Consider the following 14839-nt stretch of genomic DNA (forward strand, 5'->3'; position numbering starts at 1 on the left):
CTCAGACTCCCAGTATCGTCAGCGGTACCATGTCCAGCCTCGACCACACACGCACCCGCGCGCGGGAGAACAGCTTGCAACGAGTCGTCCGCCGCGCGGAGCGAATGGAACTCCGGGGCCGCCGCACCAGCGAACGGTTCACCTTTTGGCGTCTCACGATCGTTGCCGTCGGCCTGTTCCTGCCGATCCTGCTCCACAAACTGGGCTGGACCGTCACCGGCAACGCCATGCTGGGGTTCTTCTTCTCTGGGTTCCTCGTTGTGGCCTGGTATCATAACAGGCTCGAAGAACGCTTGCATCGGTTAGGGCGCTGGATGGCGCTGAAGCGCACACACCTCGCGCGTATGCAACTGGCCTGGTCCGCCATTCCCCTTCCGGTCTCGGTGCCGGATCGACATGGTTATGCCCGAGACCTCGATTTGGCCGGCCCCCATTCCCTTCTCCATTTGATCGACCAAACCATCTCGTCCCAGGGCCGCGAACGGCTGGCCTCATGGCTGTTCGACCAGCCTTCGACCGTTGCCGGATGGACTGCACGCCGGCAGCTCATCCGCGACCTCACCCCTCTCATCCTATTGCGGGATCGATTGTCGGTGGAAGCCCAAACGATCGATGAAGCCGATATCGACGGGCGCCGTTTGCTTTCCATTCTCAAGACCGAAGTGGGCCATCCCAGCTTGCTGCCGCTCTTGCTGACTGAAGCCACGTTGGCCCTTGCGACGGCGGGGTTGCTGCTTGCCGATCTCCTGTTCGGCATCGGTGACTACTGGTTGCTGTCGTTCATTCTGTACGCCATCGTATTTCTGAGCGTCCGGGGTCGTTCCGAGGAAATATTCGACCACGCGCAGGCTCTTCATCGGCAACTGGAGCGGCTCAGCGCCGTGCTGGGGTCTCTTGAACGGCGCGCGTGGCGACCGGCTTCGCGATTGGCCGAACTCTGTGCGCCGCTGGTCCAACAACGGACCAGCCCCTCGCGCTCGCTGAAGCAGGCGGCTTCGATCATGAACCGACTGAGCGCGCGCGCCCATCCCCTGGTGCACTATCTCATCAACGCCGTCGGCCCCTGGGACCTGTACCACACCTATCGGCTCCATCAATTACAAGACCGTATCGCCGCCGTCGCGCCCCTGTGGTTCGAAACGCTGGCCGAATTGGACGCCGCCGCCTCGTTGGCCGCCTTTGCTTGGCTCCATCCTGACTATCCTTGGCCCACCCTGCACGGCCCTGAAGCCGCAGCCAACGGCGATGCACCGATGTTAAAGGCTCAAGGGCTGGCCCATCCCCTCATCCCCTCCGGGGTGCGTGTCGCGAACGACCTGCACCTCCAGGGCCGCGGGCGGATTCTCTTGGTGACGGGCTCCAACATGTCCGGCAAGAGCACCTTTCTCCGCACCATCGGCATCAACACCTGTCTGGCGCAGACCGGCGCGCCGGTCTGCGCCCGCGACTTCCATTGGTCGTTGGTCCGCCTCGGCAGCTGCATCCGCGTGGACGATTCTCTGGATGGCGGCTTGTCGTTCTTTTACGCCGAGGTGAAGCGACTCAAGACCATCTTGAACAGCGCGCAAGACCGGCAGGGCCCGCCCGTGCTGTGGCTGATCGACGAGGTCTTCAAGGGGACGAACAACCGCGAGCGGCTCATCGGGGGACGCGCCCTCATCACCGCGCTGGCTGGAAGCAACGGCTTCGGTCTGGTCACCACGCATGACTTGGAGTTGGCCGAACTGGATCAGCGGCTCGCGACAGTGACCAACGTGCACTTCCAAGAGACCATCGCCGAACAGACCCTGCAATTCGACTACCGCCTCCGTCCTGGCCCTTGCCCCACGACGAATGCTCTGCGCATCATGGCGTTGGAAGGCCTGCCGGTCGAATCCCCTGCTCCGCCGACGCCGCGCAACAGGTGAGGAAACATTGCATCGTTTCGTCTCTTTCGGCAGACTGAGGCGTCGTCCCCTCTAACCCGGGAGTCGCCCATCGAGCCGCATTTCGCATCTCCACCGAACACCCGATTTCCGCTCCGCGGGCTCTTGATTGCGCAGTTCTGCGGGGCCTTCAACGACAACGCATGGAAGTTCATGGTCGCGCTGCTGGGCATTCGCGCCGTCGCCTCCCAGCTGGCTCCCGGACCGGAACTCGAGACCGCTTCGCAGGCCCAAACCACACTCGCGATGGTGGTCTTCACCTTACCGCTCATCCTGACTTCTCTCATCGCCGGCCTGTTCGCCGACCGCCTCAGCAAACGCACCGTCATCCTCACGATGAAGGTGATGGAGGTGCTCCTCATGGTCGGAGCCACCTTCGCCCTGTTGACCCACCCGACTGGAGGATTCTGGGCGCTCGCGGTCCTCGCCGGCATGGGCGTGCACAGCGCCATCTTCAGCCCGGCCAAGTACGGCATCCTCCCGGAGTTGCTTCCCCACGAACGGCTGGCGCAGGGGAACAGTGTCCTCGAGCTCTGGACGTTCCTGGCGATCCTCACTGGCACGACGGCCGGCGGGTTTCTGCTGGCTGGAGCCGGGGACCGGCCCTGGATCGCGCCTGCTGTGCTGGGGCTGCTGGCCACGGTCGGACTGGCGGCAGCGTTGTCGATCCCGACGGTTCCTCCCGCCCGCGCGGCCGGTGGCCTCTTCGATACCTTGCGAGGCGCCTGGTCGTCGTTACGTGCGGATCGTCTGCTGCGACTGGCCATCATCGGGGCCGTCTTCTTCTGGACCATCGCCAGTCTCGTCGTGCAAAACGTGCTGGTCTATGCGAAGGCCGTGCTCGGCCTCTCCGACGCCCTGGCCACCGTTCCCTCCGCCCTGATCTCCGTCGGGATCGGTCTGGGTGCCCTGGTGGTCGGTCGCCTCTCGCGCGCGAGGGTGGAATACGGCTTGGTCCCCCTGGGAGCCGCCGGGGTGGCGTTCTTCCTGCTGGTGCTCGGATGGTGGCGGCCGCCCTTCAGCGGCACGCTCGCGGTGATGATCCTGCTGGGCATGGCCAGCGCATTGATCTTCATCCCGATCAATGCCCTCGTCCAATGGCTGGCTCCGCACGACCGGCGCGGCTCGGTCATCGCTCTGGAGAATATCTGTGTGTTCACGGGCATTCTCCTGGGCTCGTTGAGCGGCGGCATGCTGGCCCACGCCGGTCTCTCCACCAGCGGCATCTTCCTGGCTACGGCTTTCGGCACGACGGTCGGCACCTTCTGGGCGCTCTGGCTCATGCCGGAAACCTTCCTTCGGCTCGTGTTGGTACTGTTCACCAATACGCTTTATCGCCTGCGCATCATCGGACACGAACACGTCCCGATGACGGGCGGTGCGCTCCTGGTCCCCAACCACATTTCCTTTATCGACGGTTTTCTGCTGATCGCCAGTCTGGACCGCCCCATCCGGTTCATCGTCGACGCCCAGTACGTCGAGCATCCCTTCTTCAAACCCTTCATGCGGGCCCTGCAGGTTATTCCGATCTCGTCGCATGGCGGCCCGCGCGTTATCCTCAAGGCCCTGCGCGAAGCGGGGAACGCGTTGGATGCGGGGGAACTGGTCTGCATCTTCCCCGAAGGCCAAATCACCCGCACCGGCAATCTGTTGCCCTTTCGCCGCGGCTTCGAGCGGATCGTCAAGGGACGGACCGTACCGATCGTCCCGGTTCACCTGGACCGTGTCTGGGGCAGCATCTTCAGCTTTGTGGGCGGCCGCTTCTTGACCAAATGGCCGGAGCGGATTCCCTACCCCGTCACCGTGTCGTTCGGTACGCCGATTCCCGCCGAGACGCCGGCCCACGAACTTCGCCGCCTCGTGCTGGAACTCGGCGAAAGGGCCTGGCACGTGCGGAAGCCGGACCGGCGTCCCTTGCACCGCGCGTTCATCCACAGTATGCGCCGACACCCCTTCCGTCTGGTGATGGCCGATGCCACGAAGCCACGCGTGACCTGCCTGCAGGCCTTGATCGGTGCCATCGCCCTCGCGCGTGTCTTGAAAACCCATTGGGAGAACCAGGCGAACGTCGGCTTGCTGCTGCCTCCCACGGTGGCAGGCGGATTGGTCAACGTCGCCGCGACGCTGGCGGGCCGGACCAGCGTGAACCTCAACTACACCGTCGGGAAGGCCGGCTTGGAATCGGCGGTCCGGCAGGCGCAACTCCAAACGATCGTCACCAGTCGCAAATTCGTCGAGAAGGCCAAGCTGGACCTCCCCGAGGGCCCCACAATGCTCTGGTTGGAAGACCTCGCCGCCACCATCGGCGGGCCGCAGAAGGCCCTGGCCGCGCTGCTCACCCTATTGGCGCCGGTTCGTCTGATCGAATCGGCTTGCGGGCAACAGCGCCGCGTGACGATGGATGACCTCGCCACCATCATTTTCAGCAGCGGCAGCACCGGGGAGCCGAAGGGCGTCATGCTGTCGCACTACAGTCTCGACGCGAATGTGCAGGGGGTCTCACAGGTGTTGCCGCTCGACGCGCAAGACCGCATTCTCGGCATCCTGCCGCTGTTTCATTCCTTCGGCTACCTGGTGTTTTGGTATGTAGTGCTGAACGGCGCCGCCATCGTGTTCCATCCGTCGCCGCTCGACGTGGCGGCCATCGGCGAACTCTGCGCCACCCATCGCCTCACGTTCCTCGTCAGCACGCCGACGTTCCTGCAACTCTACCAACGCCGCTGCACGCCGGAGCAATTCAGCACGCTGCGTGTGGTGCTCACCGGGGCAGAGAAACTCCCGCTCCGCCTCAGTCAATCCTTCGAGGATCGTTTCGGCATCAGGCCCATCGAAGGGTACGGCGTCACGGAATGCGCCCCGGTCATCGCGGTCAACTGTCCCGACTTCCGCGCCTCCGGCTTCTACCAGCCGGCTTCCCGCCGAGGAACCGTGGGGCGGCCGCTGCCGGGCGTCTCCGTCCGCATCGTCGATCCCGACAGCTTCGCCGTCCTGCCGCCCGGCACAGCCGGCATGTTGCTCGTGAAGGGGCCGAACGTCATGGATGGGTATCTGGGCCGCGCAGATCTCACGGCACAGGCCATCCACGACGGCTGGTACATTACCGGCGACATTGCAATGCTCGACGAAGACGGCTTCCTCACCATCACTGATCGCCTCTCGCGGTTCTCGAAGATCGGCGGCGAGATGGTCCCGCACCGACGCGTGGAAGAGGCCCTTCAACATGCCTCGGGCGAGGAGTTGCAGATCTGTGCCGTGACGGGCGTACCCGACGAGAGAAAAGGGGAGCAGCTGGCCGTGCTCCATACCCTTTCCGACGAAGTGATTCCGCACCTCCTAGCCAAGGCGGCCGCTGACGGACTGCCCAATCTCTTCCTCCCCGCACGCAGCCACTGCATCAAGGTGGAGGCGCTGCCGGTGCTGGGCACGGGCAAACTCGATTTGCGAGCGCTGAAACGTATCGCAATGGAACGGTTGGGGCTCACGCCATGAGGAGCCTATGATCGGTGACGCCCCGTCGCCCGCTCCGCTGATCGACTGCCACGTACACCTGGCGGCCCTGCCGGAAGGCGACAACGGGTGCTTCATTTCGCCGAAGCTCCTGAACAGTCCGCTCTTTCGATTTCTCCTGTGGAAACACGACCTCTCGCCGGCCCATCCCCGTGAAGCCAACCTGACCTACGTCGAACACCTGGTCGCCGAGCTGCGGGCCTCCCGCCATGTGCAGAAGGCCGTCCTCCTCGGCATGGACGGTTTCTACGACCAGGCCGGCCTGCTCAATCGGCAACAGACCGAGTTTCTCATCAGCAACGAGTATGTCTTCAAAACCGTGCAGGCCCATCCCGACCTGTTTCTCGCCGGCCCCTCCATCAACCCACAACGGGAGGATGCCGTCGACGAGGTCCATCGTTGCGCCGACGCCGGCGGGGTGCTCGTCAAGGTCTTGCCCAATGCCCAACACTTCAATCCCGCCGACGCGAAATATACGCCCTTCTATCGCGCGCTGGCCGAACGGCGATTACCGCTCCTGAGCCATGTCGGGTTTGAGTTCAGCTTGATCGGGAAGGATCAATCGGTCGGTGAGCCGGATCGCCTCCGTACCGCCCTCGACGAAGGCGTCACGGTGATCGCCGCCCATGCCTGCAGCTACGGCCTCATGCTCTATGAAAAGTTTCTCCCCACCTTTCAAGATCTCGCGCGCCGCTACCCCAACTTCTACGCGGATATCTCAGCCCTGACCCTGCCCAACCGGATGCGCATGTTGCTCTACCTACGCCGCCACCCCGAACTGCAGGCGCGGCTCCTGTTCGGCACCGACTACCCCCTCTCGGTCCTGCACCTGGCAGCTTGGGGCCGCGTGGGGATTCGCGCATTGACCAAGATGATCCGCACCAAGAACCGGTTCGACCGCCAAGTCGAAGTCTGCCGCGGGCTCGGTGTGAGGTTTCAGTCTCTGGGTGAGGTGGTAAGACTGCCGTAAAACTGGGCTCTCCCCCAGGCTGAATCCCTGTTCGACTATGGTATAGTTCGCGCGTACGTTACCCGCTCACTCCGAAAGGAGCTTCACCATGGCCAGGCCTCCGCGTCGCACCATTGTCATCCTGAGTGGATTCTCCGGCTTCCTGCTGCTCTCGGCCTGCACCCTCAAGGGCACGACGCAGCAAATCACCGATACGACCGGCAATATCACGGCGTCCACATCCGGACGCACTTGGTGGAACGAAGACGGTCTGTTGAAGCAAGAGCACAAGATCGCCGCCTTCACGACCTACAACGCGCAGAACCTGGAACAGGATGCCGCCCGCGGACAGGGAGAGTATCTCGCCTCGCTCGACAGCCTCATGGGGAGACCCGCCGATCCCGCACTCGGACGGCTGGCCCAAGACTCGTTCACGCAGTGGAGCCGGTCTGGCAGCGCCTCGACCGACGACCTCGTCCGTCGGGTGCAGGCCGCGCGCCACTAGCCGCAACAGAACCACAGAGGAGTCCAGGCTCGACATGACCGCCGCCGACCAGGCCGCAACAATCCAGCGTATCTTTCATCCCACGGATTTTTCCGAGGACAGCCACGTTGCGTTTGCCCATGCGCTGAAACTCGCGTTGATTCACCGCGCCGAGTTGACGATCATGCACGTCGATCCGACGGTCGCGCCGGAGGGGTTCGAAGACTTTCCGCGCGTCCGTCCGACGCTGACGCAGTGGGGCGTGCTGCCGGAAAACAGCTCGAAAGCCGACGTGGCAAATCTGGGGCTCGGCATCAGAAAGATTCGCGCGCTGGCGGCCGATGCCAAACAGGCCATCGTTCACCACCTCACCGCTTCGCCGACCGACCTCATGGTGCTGGCCACTCACCAGCACGAAGGATTCGCCCGCTGGCTGCACCATCCGGTGGCGGAACCGGTCTCACGCGAAATGCAGGTGGCCACGCTGTTCGTCCCCTCCCACGTCGGAGGGTTTGTCGACCGGGCGACAGGCAAGACCTCCCTCCACCGCATGCTGCTGCCCATCTCCACCGATCCGCCTTCACAGCCGGCGGTCGATGCGGCCGGCAAGCTGGCCACACAGCTGGGGACGCCACCGATCACGTTGACGCTGGTCCATGCCGGAGAAGAAGACATCGATGGGCTGCACCTGCCGCAGAACGATAGCTGGACCTGGACTCAACTGTTCGGCAAGGGAGACCCGGTCGAGTGGATCCTGGCCGCGGGAGCGGAGTTTGACGTGGACGTGATCGTGATGGTGACGAAGGGGCAGGACAGCGTGTTGGACCTGTTGCGTGGCAGCACGACCGAACGGATCTTGCGGGGAGCGCGCGCTCCGGTGTTGGCCATTCCGGCTCCGCAGGTCTGACGCGACGCTCGTCCGTCTACGATTCCAACCGATCGAGCCTAGCCACCTTCGCCTCCTGGCGGACCGTCCCCTCCCGCCCGATCAGCGTGCGCAGGACCACGCCGTCTTGATAGACGAGAAAGTTCGTCGGCACCGCCGGCACGCGCGGCCCCGGCAGGATCACGCCAGCCAGATTCAGCGGATCGGCGGCGGACAACTTGATCTCCTGTTGCGCCCCGACTCCGCCCCGTTTCTTCAGCGCGCGAAGCGATTCGAGCGCCTCCGGGAGCGCAAACTGCTCGCCCGTAAAACCGCTGACGAACCGACCTCCCCTCACCTCGCCCGTAAGTTCGAGCCGTCGGTAACAGACCAACAGATCGCGCCAGGAGGACAGGATCGACTCGCGCGCCAGCAGGTCGCGAAAAACCACGCCGTACCGTTGTAGGAGGCGGCGGGCCAGCACCTCCGTGGCGGCCCGTGCTGCCTCCGGCGCATCACGCCCCGTGCGTAACAGCGACCATCGCCCTCCGACATGCCGCGGGCGGCGGCTCCGATCGCGCCCTTCGGCACGGCGCCGCTTGGGGTCGATCAGCGAGCGCAGGTTGTCGAATCCATCGGCAGTCACCAGACCGGCCGCCACCAATTCCCAGACTCCATCTTCCACTTCGGCGGGCAGCAGCCGCGTGCTGTGGAGCAATTCGCTGAAGAAGCTGGCCCCGCGCTCCTGGAGACAACGGCGAACGGCCTGCGCCGTCGGGCTCAGCCGAGCAGCCAGGTCCAACCGCTCCATGCCGTCTCCGGCGGCAACCAGAAACACCGGCGCATCCTCGCGAGCAAAGAGGCTGACCGGCGCCACCCTCGTCGGGATGACCCGCCGCCCTGAAATGGGACTCAATTCCTGCACCAATCGCGGATGGGGCGTCAATCGCCCCCACATCACCGCGCCGCCCAGACAAAGCCGATCCAACCATTCCGGTTCATACTTCGACAGGCGTAACCGAAGGATCTGCGATTCCCAAGCTGACGCGGCCGCCTCGAACCCTCCGAGTTGCTTTACCACTTCCAACAACCCCGCCTCGCCATGCAAACGCGAACCAGGCGCGACATGCTGCCATTGGAAGAGAAAACGCATGAATTCCGCCGCGGAAACCGGTTCGATTTCCTTTCGCAACCGCCCGATGGTCAACCGATGGATTCTGGCCAGCACGCGCCGGTGGCACCACTCGGGCGATCCCCCTTCGGCCTGCCCGGGCTTGAACCGGCCTCGCAGCACATGGCCCTGAGCCTCCAGCCGCAAGAAGGCTCCCTCCACATCGTCTTGGGACAGGTGCAGGACACGAGACAATTCCAGCGCCGTCGTCGGACCGATGCTCTCCATCCAACCTAACACCACCCGGTCGAGTACCTCCTCTCGCTCCAATGTCGCTGGGGAAGGCGGCGATCCCCGTCCGGATTCCAGCCTGGCATCGGGAAACAACAGGCCGGCATACGAGGCCGATTCAGCCGCCAACCATCCCAGGCGCTGTTTGTCACGCCATAATGTGACCACCCGGCCGGCAGCCGCAAGTTCCGGCACCCAGTGCTCCCCCTCAGGCACACGCGCGCAGGGCAACCACCCCAACGACAACAGCGCATCGTGGAATTCCTCGGCGTCCCGCACCACCGGCCAGGATTCCTCGACCACCTGATCGATCGCCGATTGATCCAATGCCCCCATCTGCCCGGCCAACTCCGGCGGCAAGGTGCGTCGCATCTCCACCGCGCGCGCCCGTCGCTCTTCCAACGGCGCGTCATCGAGAAAGGCATAGGGGTTGGCGTTCAGAATCTCATGACAGAAAGCCGAGGGCATCGGCGTATCGACGGCCAGGCAGGTGATCGCGCCCGATTCGATCCGTTCGAGCACCGCCGCGAGCCCGTCCAGATCCATCGCTTCGGTCAGGCAATCTCGGATGGTCTCTTGCGCGAGCGGATGGTCGGGAATCTGCCTCACGGTCCGCTCACCCTGAAAATTGTCCTGGCAGGCGATGGCGTCGGGAAAGACGGCGGACAGGAGATCCTCCGCCCGCATCCGTTGGATCTGCGGCGGCACCCGTTTGCCGCTCACGAACCGCAGCAATGCCAAGGCCCGCGTGGCATTCCACCGCCACCGGGTCATGAACATCGGCGCCTGGAGCACAGCCTGGGTCAAGACCTCGCGCAGGGTCTTGGGATTCAGGAACGCAAAGACCGTGTCGAGGGGGAAGCTGTGTTTTTCGCCCAAGGAGAGCACGATACCTTCGTCGGTCGCCGCCGCCTGCAGTTCGAAATCGAAGGTCACGCAGAAGCGTTTGCGCAGGGCCAGGCCCCAGGCGCGATTCACCCGCCCGCCGAATGGGGCATGGAGGACCAGTTGCATACCGCCGCTCTCATCGAAAAACCGCTCCGCCACGATGGTCTGCTGGGTCGGCACGGCGCCGAGGACGCTCTTGCCCGCCAGAATGTATTCCACGGCCTGCTGCGCGCCGCGCTGGTCCAGGCCGCATTCCTGCATGAGCCAATGGACCGGCAAGGCGGAAGGGGCTTGACTCGTCTGGGCGACAACCAGCCGGTGGTCAATGTCCGCCCTGAGGCGAGCCACCTCGCTGGAAAGATCCGCCGTTCGCGCCGGTGCCTCGCCCCGCCAAAAGGGAATGGTCGGCGGCGCGCCCTGCGCATCCTCCACTCGCATTTTCCCGCTCTCGACCCCGCGGATCCGCCAGGAGGTATTGCCGAGCAGGATGATGTCGCCCGCCAAGCTCTCGACGGCAAAGTCTTCATCGACCGACCCCACCACGGTTCCCTCCGGCTCGGCAATGACGGCATAGTTGGCCGTGTCGGGAATCGCCCCGCCGGACGTGATGGCGGTGAGCCGAGCCCCGCGGCGCCCGCGGATACGACGGTTGATGCGGTCATGGTGAAGAAACGCACGGCTGCGGCCGCGGCTGGTCGCGAAACCTTCGGCCAACATGGTGAGCACCGCGTCGAAGGCGTGGCGCGTGAGGGACCGGTAAGGCATCGCTCGACGACAGAGGTTGAACAGCTCGTCTTCGTCCCAGGGTTGGGTGGCGGCCGCCGCGACGATCTGTTGAGCCAACACGTCCAACGGAGCCGGCGGCACCTCGATCCGATCCAATACCCCGGCCCGGATGGCTCGGATCAAGGCCGCACATTCCAGCAGCTCATCCCGCGTCGTGACGAACAGGCGCCCCTTCGGCACGGCGTGGATCCAATGGCCCGCCCGTCCGATCCGCTGCAGCCCGGTGGCGATCGAGCGGGGGGAGCCGATCTGACAGACCAGATCGACCGTCCCCACGTCGATGCCCAGTTCCAGCGACGCCGTAGCGACCACCACTCGAAGCGCCCCCTTCTTCAGCCGGTCTTCCGCCGAGAGGCGGATCTCCCGCGAGAGACTGCCATGGTGCGCCGCCACCACGCCTTCCCCCAGGTGGCGCAGCCGCTCTTCTAAATAATGGGAGACCCGCTCCGCCAAGCGGCGCGTGTTCACGAACACCAGCGTGGACCGATGGCCCTCGACGAGCGCGGCCAAGCGGTCGTAGACATCGCTCCAGATCGCATTCGTCGCCACGGCGCCGAGTTCGTCCTTCGGCACTTCGACCGCCACGTCCATGTCGCGTCGATGCCCCACGTCGATGATCGCCCCCCCTTGCGGCGTAACCGGAAGGGGGCGCGGCTCGCTCTCCGCCGAAGACGGCGACCGTTCGCCCACCAGAAATTGCGCCACCAGGCCGATCGGCCGTTGCGTGGCTGAAAGCCCAATACGCTGTACCGGCGCCACGGTCAGCGCCGCCACCCGTTCCAAAGACAGGGCCAGGTGGGCCCCGCGCTTATTGGGAGCGACGGCATGGATTTCGTCCACGATGACTGTCCGTACCGTCTTGAGCATGGCGCGGCTCTTGTCGGCCGTGAGGAGGATGAAGAGCGACTCCGGCGTGGTGATCAGGATATGCGGTGGACGTCGCAACATCTGCTGCCGCTCCGCCATTGGCGTATCCCCGGTGCGCACCATGACCCGCAACTCGGGCATCAACAACCCGGCCGCGAGGGCCGCCTGTCCGATTTCATTGAGCGGCTGCTGCAGATTTTTTTGGACGTCGTTGCTGAGGGCCTTCAGCGGGGACACGTAGAGGATATGCGTCTCGTCCCGCAGCTCACGGGCCACCGCCTGGCGGAACAGGCGATCGATGCAGGCGAGAAAAGCCGCAAGGGTCTTCCCTGAACCGGTCGGCGCGGCCAGCAAGACCTCTCGCCCCGATTGGATGACGGGCCAGGCTTGCAGCTGCACCTCGGTCGCACGAACGAATCGCCGTGTGAACCAGTCGACGATGAGGGGATGGAATGGGAGCGCGGACATCGTGGCTCATCGTAGCACAGGCGATGAGGGCCGCGTGGCGCTCAATGACCGTAGGCTTTGAGGATGTCGTACGACACCTGGCACTCGCTGCAATAGTTGCTCGCAAACCGGACCTTGGATGCGGGCACGACGTGTTGCGCTAGGTAACTGGGCAAGTCCACCCATCGCCCTATACCGCTCGCTGAGGCTCCGTCGTCGCGAACCCGCCGGCACAATCCACACATCGGTACGACCCGCACCATCGTCAGTCTCCTCTTGCGCGAAGCCCCCCTCGAGAAGCCTGTTATTGCCCCCGTTCACGCTGAATCTGGTCCCACAGAGATTCCGGACAACAGACCCGCTCCCCGCCCAATACACGGCCGAGATAATGGCCTAGATCCACCGTGAGTTGCTTCACGAGGTACCCTTTGGCACCCACGTCGAAGGCCGCATGGGCATAGGCGAAATCTTCATGGGAGGTAAAGAACACCACCTTGCAGTCCGGCCGGGCCTCCTGCAATCGGCGGGCGATCGCCAAGCCATCGAGAAAGGAGAGAGAAAAGTCCAGCACGACCAGGTCCGGAGCCTGTTCCTTCGCGACAGCCACCAGCCCTTCCCCATCGGTCAGTGCCCCAACCACGTCGAATTGGGACTCCAGGAGAATCTCCCAAAAGGCCAACATGGCCTTGGACGAGTCACCGACCAACACACGGGGAACGGGCATGAATCCTTCCTCTTGTCCTACGCGTTAGCGCTTAGAATGGGCGCCGTATGGTAGGCAAGTGAAGGATAAACCACACGCGTACATTTTACAGCCAAAACAGGAAAACTTTACCAGCTCAAAGACTAGCAAGATGACGGCCGACCAGGAGGTCAGACCTCCGCCTGCCGGATCAGGTCTGACCGGTCAGGCCCTGCGCCAGCGCGTACTTCACCAACTCAACGGTGGTATGAAGATTCAGCTGCTCCATGATCTGGCCCTTGTGAAACTCCACAGTTCGCGGGGAAATCTTCAGCCTCGCCGCAATGTCCTTGACGGTGTGGCCTTCGGCCAGGAGCTGTAACACCTCACGCTGACGAGTGGTCAGTTCGGGTCCTGTAGGAGTGGCGCCTTCGATGCCCCGCAGCATGCCTTCCACCACTTCCTTCGTCACCAGGGGAGTGACATAGAAATTACCGCTTTGCACGGCCCGTAACGCCTGCCCCAACTCTTCCCCCACGCAACGCTTGAGTAAGTAGGCCGAGGCGCCGGCTTCAAAGGCCGCCCGGACGTAGGCCGGGTCGGCATGCATCGTAATGAAGAGGATCTTCACCTGAGGATATTTCACCTTGAGGACACGGGCGGCATCGATCCCGTTGAGCACCGGCATCGAGATGTCGAGGGTCACGATATCGGGCTTCAATTGCGGCACCGCTTCGAGCAACGAACGGCCGTCTCCCACGGTTCCTACCAACTCGCATTCATCGTCCAGCAAGCGGCGAAACCCTTCCAACACCAGCGTGTGATCATCGGCCAGCAGCACACGGGGGCGGGTCATGTCGCCACCCGCATCAAAGGAACATGCATGGTCACCGTCGTCCCCTTTCCTTGCGCGGACGCTACCTCACAGGAGCCCTGTACGGCCAGCAGCCGTTCGCGCATGTTCAACAATCCCAACCCGCCCTCGGCCTGCTCGACGACGGCAGGATCGAACCCCTTGCCGTCGTCCCGCACGACCAGAACGAGACCGTCATCTTCAATCGTGACCTCCACCTCAACCCTGGTCGCCCTGGCATGGCGCGCGATGTTGGACAGACATTCCTGCGCCACGCGGTAGAGCGCCGTCTCCGCGGTCTTGTCGAGCGGCTGATCCAACGGTTGATGGACGAATAACGCCTTGACGCCGGTACGACTGGAAAAATCGTCCAAGAGGCGCTGCAGCGCAGCCTTGAGGCCCAGGTCATCGAGAATGGAGGGATGAAACCGATAGGCCATGTACCGCACGTCGTCCGACAACGCCTCGACGCTTCTCAGCACCGACCGGACGCCCTCCTGCGTCTCCATGGAGAGCGGCGCGACCTGACGTTCGATCGCTTGCAGATCCATCATGAGCAAGGCCAGCCGCTGATTGACATCGTCGTGCAGGTCCCGCGCGATCCGCCGCCGTTCCTCCTCCTGCGCCGTCAAGATCCGCCCGGTCAAGGTATGCAATTGCTCCTCGCTGCGTTTCAGCGCTTGACGACTGGCATCCAGATCCGCGGTCCGTTCTTCCACCCGCTGCTCAAGCCGCTCGTTGACCTCTTTCAGTAGGCCTTCGCTCCGACGATGTTGATAAACAAAAGCCACCGGTGCCCAAATACCGAACAGGCTGAACAGGTGGTTGCCCCACTCAAACCACATGGGAACTCCCTGCACGCGCGGGCTGAAGGGCACGACGACGAGTGTGAGGGCTGAACAGGCGCTCGCCGTGAGAACCGGCAACCACCGGTACCGGGTGAGGGCGGACAACAACACCACCACGCTGTAGAGGATGCCGTTCGCGACGCCGAGGGGCATGAACAGGTCCAGCGCGAAGAACCCCGCAGCCAAGAAGCCTGCGACCGCTATCACGAATGCCTGCCGCCCGGAGAGCGGTGTCTCAGCCGATGCCGCATACTCCCTGCCTGCCTCGCTCCCCTGTCGATCGAGAGACGCCATTGGGCCGCGATTCTAGCATGGGGCTCTCGCCGGAGACCAGAA

General features: G+C 63.9%; 9 protein-coding genes. 5 read left to right on the forward strand and 4 right to left on the reverse strand.

Features of this window, described 5'->3' with window-relative positions; all coding sequences use genetic code 11:
• Positions 1-29 precede the first annotated feature (29 nt).
• The 5 genes from HRU82_05810 (at position 30) to HRU82_05830 (ending at position 7772) form a co-directional block, all read left to right on the forward strand.
• Positions 30-1907 carry a hypothetical protein gene (locus HRU82_05810; GenBank protein QOJ34494.1) on the forward strand — a complete coding sequence of 626 codons (1878 nt, stop codon included), beginning with the start codon at positions 30-32 and terminating at the stop codon, positions 1905-1907.
• A 69-nt stretch (positions 1908-1976) separates the two neighbouring features.
• Complete coding sequence (locus HRU82_05815) at positions 1977-5414, forward strand: MFS transporter (protein ID QOJ37120.1); 3438 nt, start codon at positions 1977-1979, stop codon at positions 5412-5414.
• A gap of 7 nt (positions 5415-5421) precedes the next feature.
• Positions 5422-6402, forward strand: coding sequence for an amidohydrolase family protein (locus tag HRU82_05820; protein ID QOJ34495.1), 981 nt, complete (start codon positions 5422-5424; stop codon positions 6400-6402).
• Positions 6403-6490: 88 nt separating this feature from the next.
• Positions 6491-6886 (forward strand): DUF3015 family protein, encoded by a 396-nt coding sequence (locus HRU82_05825; GenBank protein ID QOJ34496.1) that lies wholly within the window; start codon positions 6491-6493, stop codon positions 6884-6886.
• A 34-nt stretch (positions 6887-6920) separates the two neighbouring features.
• Complete coding sequence (locus tag HRU82_05830; GenBank protein ID QOJ34497.1) at positions 6921-7772, forward strand: universal stress protein; 852 nt, start codon at positions 6921-6923, stop codon at positions 7770-7772.
• A 16-nt stretch (positions 7773-7788) separates the two neighbouring features.
• Here the strand turns inward: HRU82_05830 and HRU82_05835 are convergent, their stop codons facing one another.
• From HRU82_05835 to HRU82_05850, 4 genes are all read right to left on the reverse strand, one after another.
• Entirely contained in the window at positions 7789-12141 is a 4353-nt protein-coding gene (locus HRU82_05835) for a DEAD/DEAH box helicase (GenBank protein QOJ34498.1), read from the reverse strand.
• 283 nt (positions 12142-12424) lie between these two features.
• The gene (locus HRU82_05840; GenBank protein ID QOJ34499.1) at positions 12425-12844 is read right to left on the reverse strand and encodes a response regulator transcription factor; all 420 of its coding nucleotides are present in this window, start codon (positions 12842-12844) and stop codon (positions 12425-12427) included.
• Between the two features lie 169 nt (positions 12845-13013).
• Complete coding sequence (locus tag HRU82_05845) at positions 13014-13658, reverse strand: response regulator transcription factor (GenBank protein QOJ34500.1); 645 nt, start codon at positions 13656-13658, stop codon at positions 13014-13016.
• A complete protein-coding gene (locus HRU82_05850; protein ID QOJ34501.1) occupies positions 13655-14797 on the reverse strand; it encodes a sensor histidine kinase in 1143 nt (380 codons plus the stop codon). The genes HRU82_05845 and HRU82_05850 overlap by 4 nt, the downstream gene beginning before the upstream one ends.
• Positions 14798-14839 lie beyond the last annotated feature (42 nt).

It is taken from the genome of Nitrospira sp., assembly GCA_015709715.1.
Lineage (GTDB): Bacteria > Nitrospirota > Nitrospiria > Nitrospirales > Nitrospiraceae > Nitrospira_A.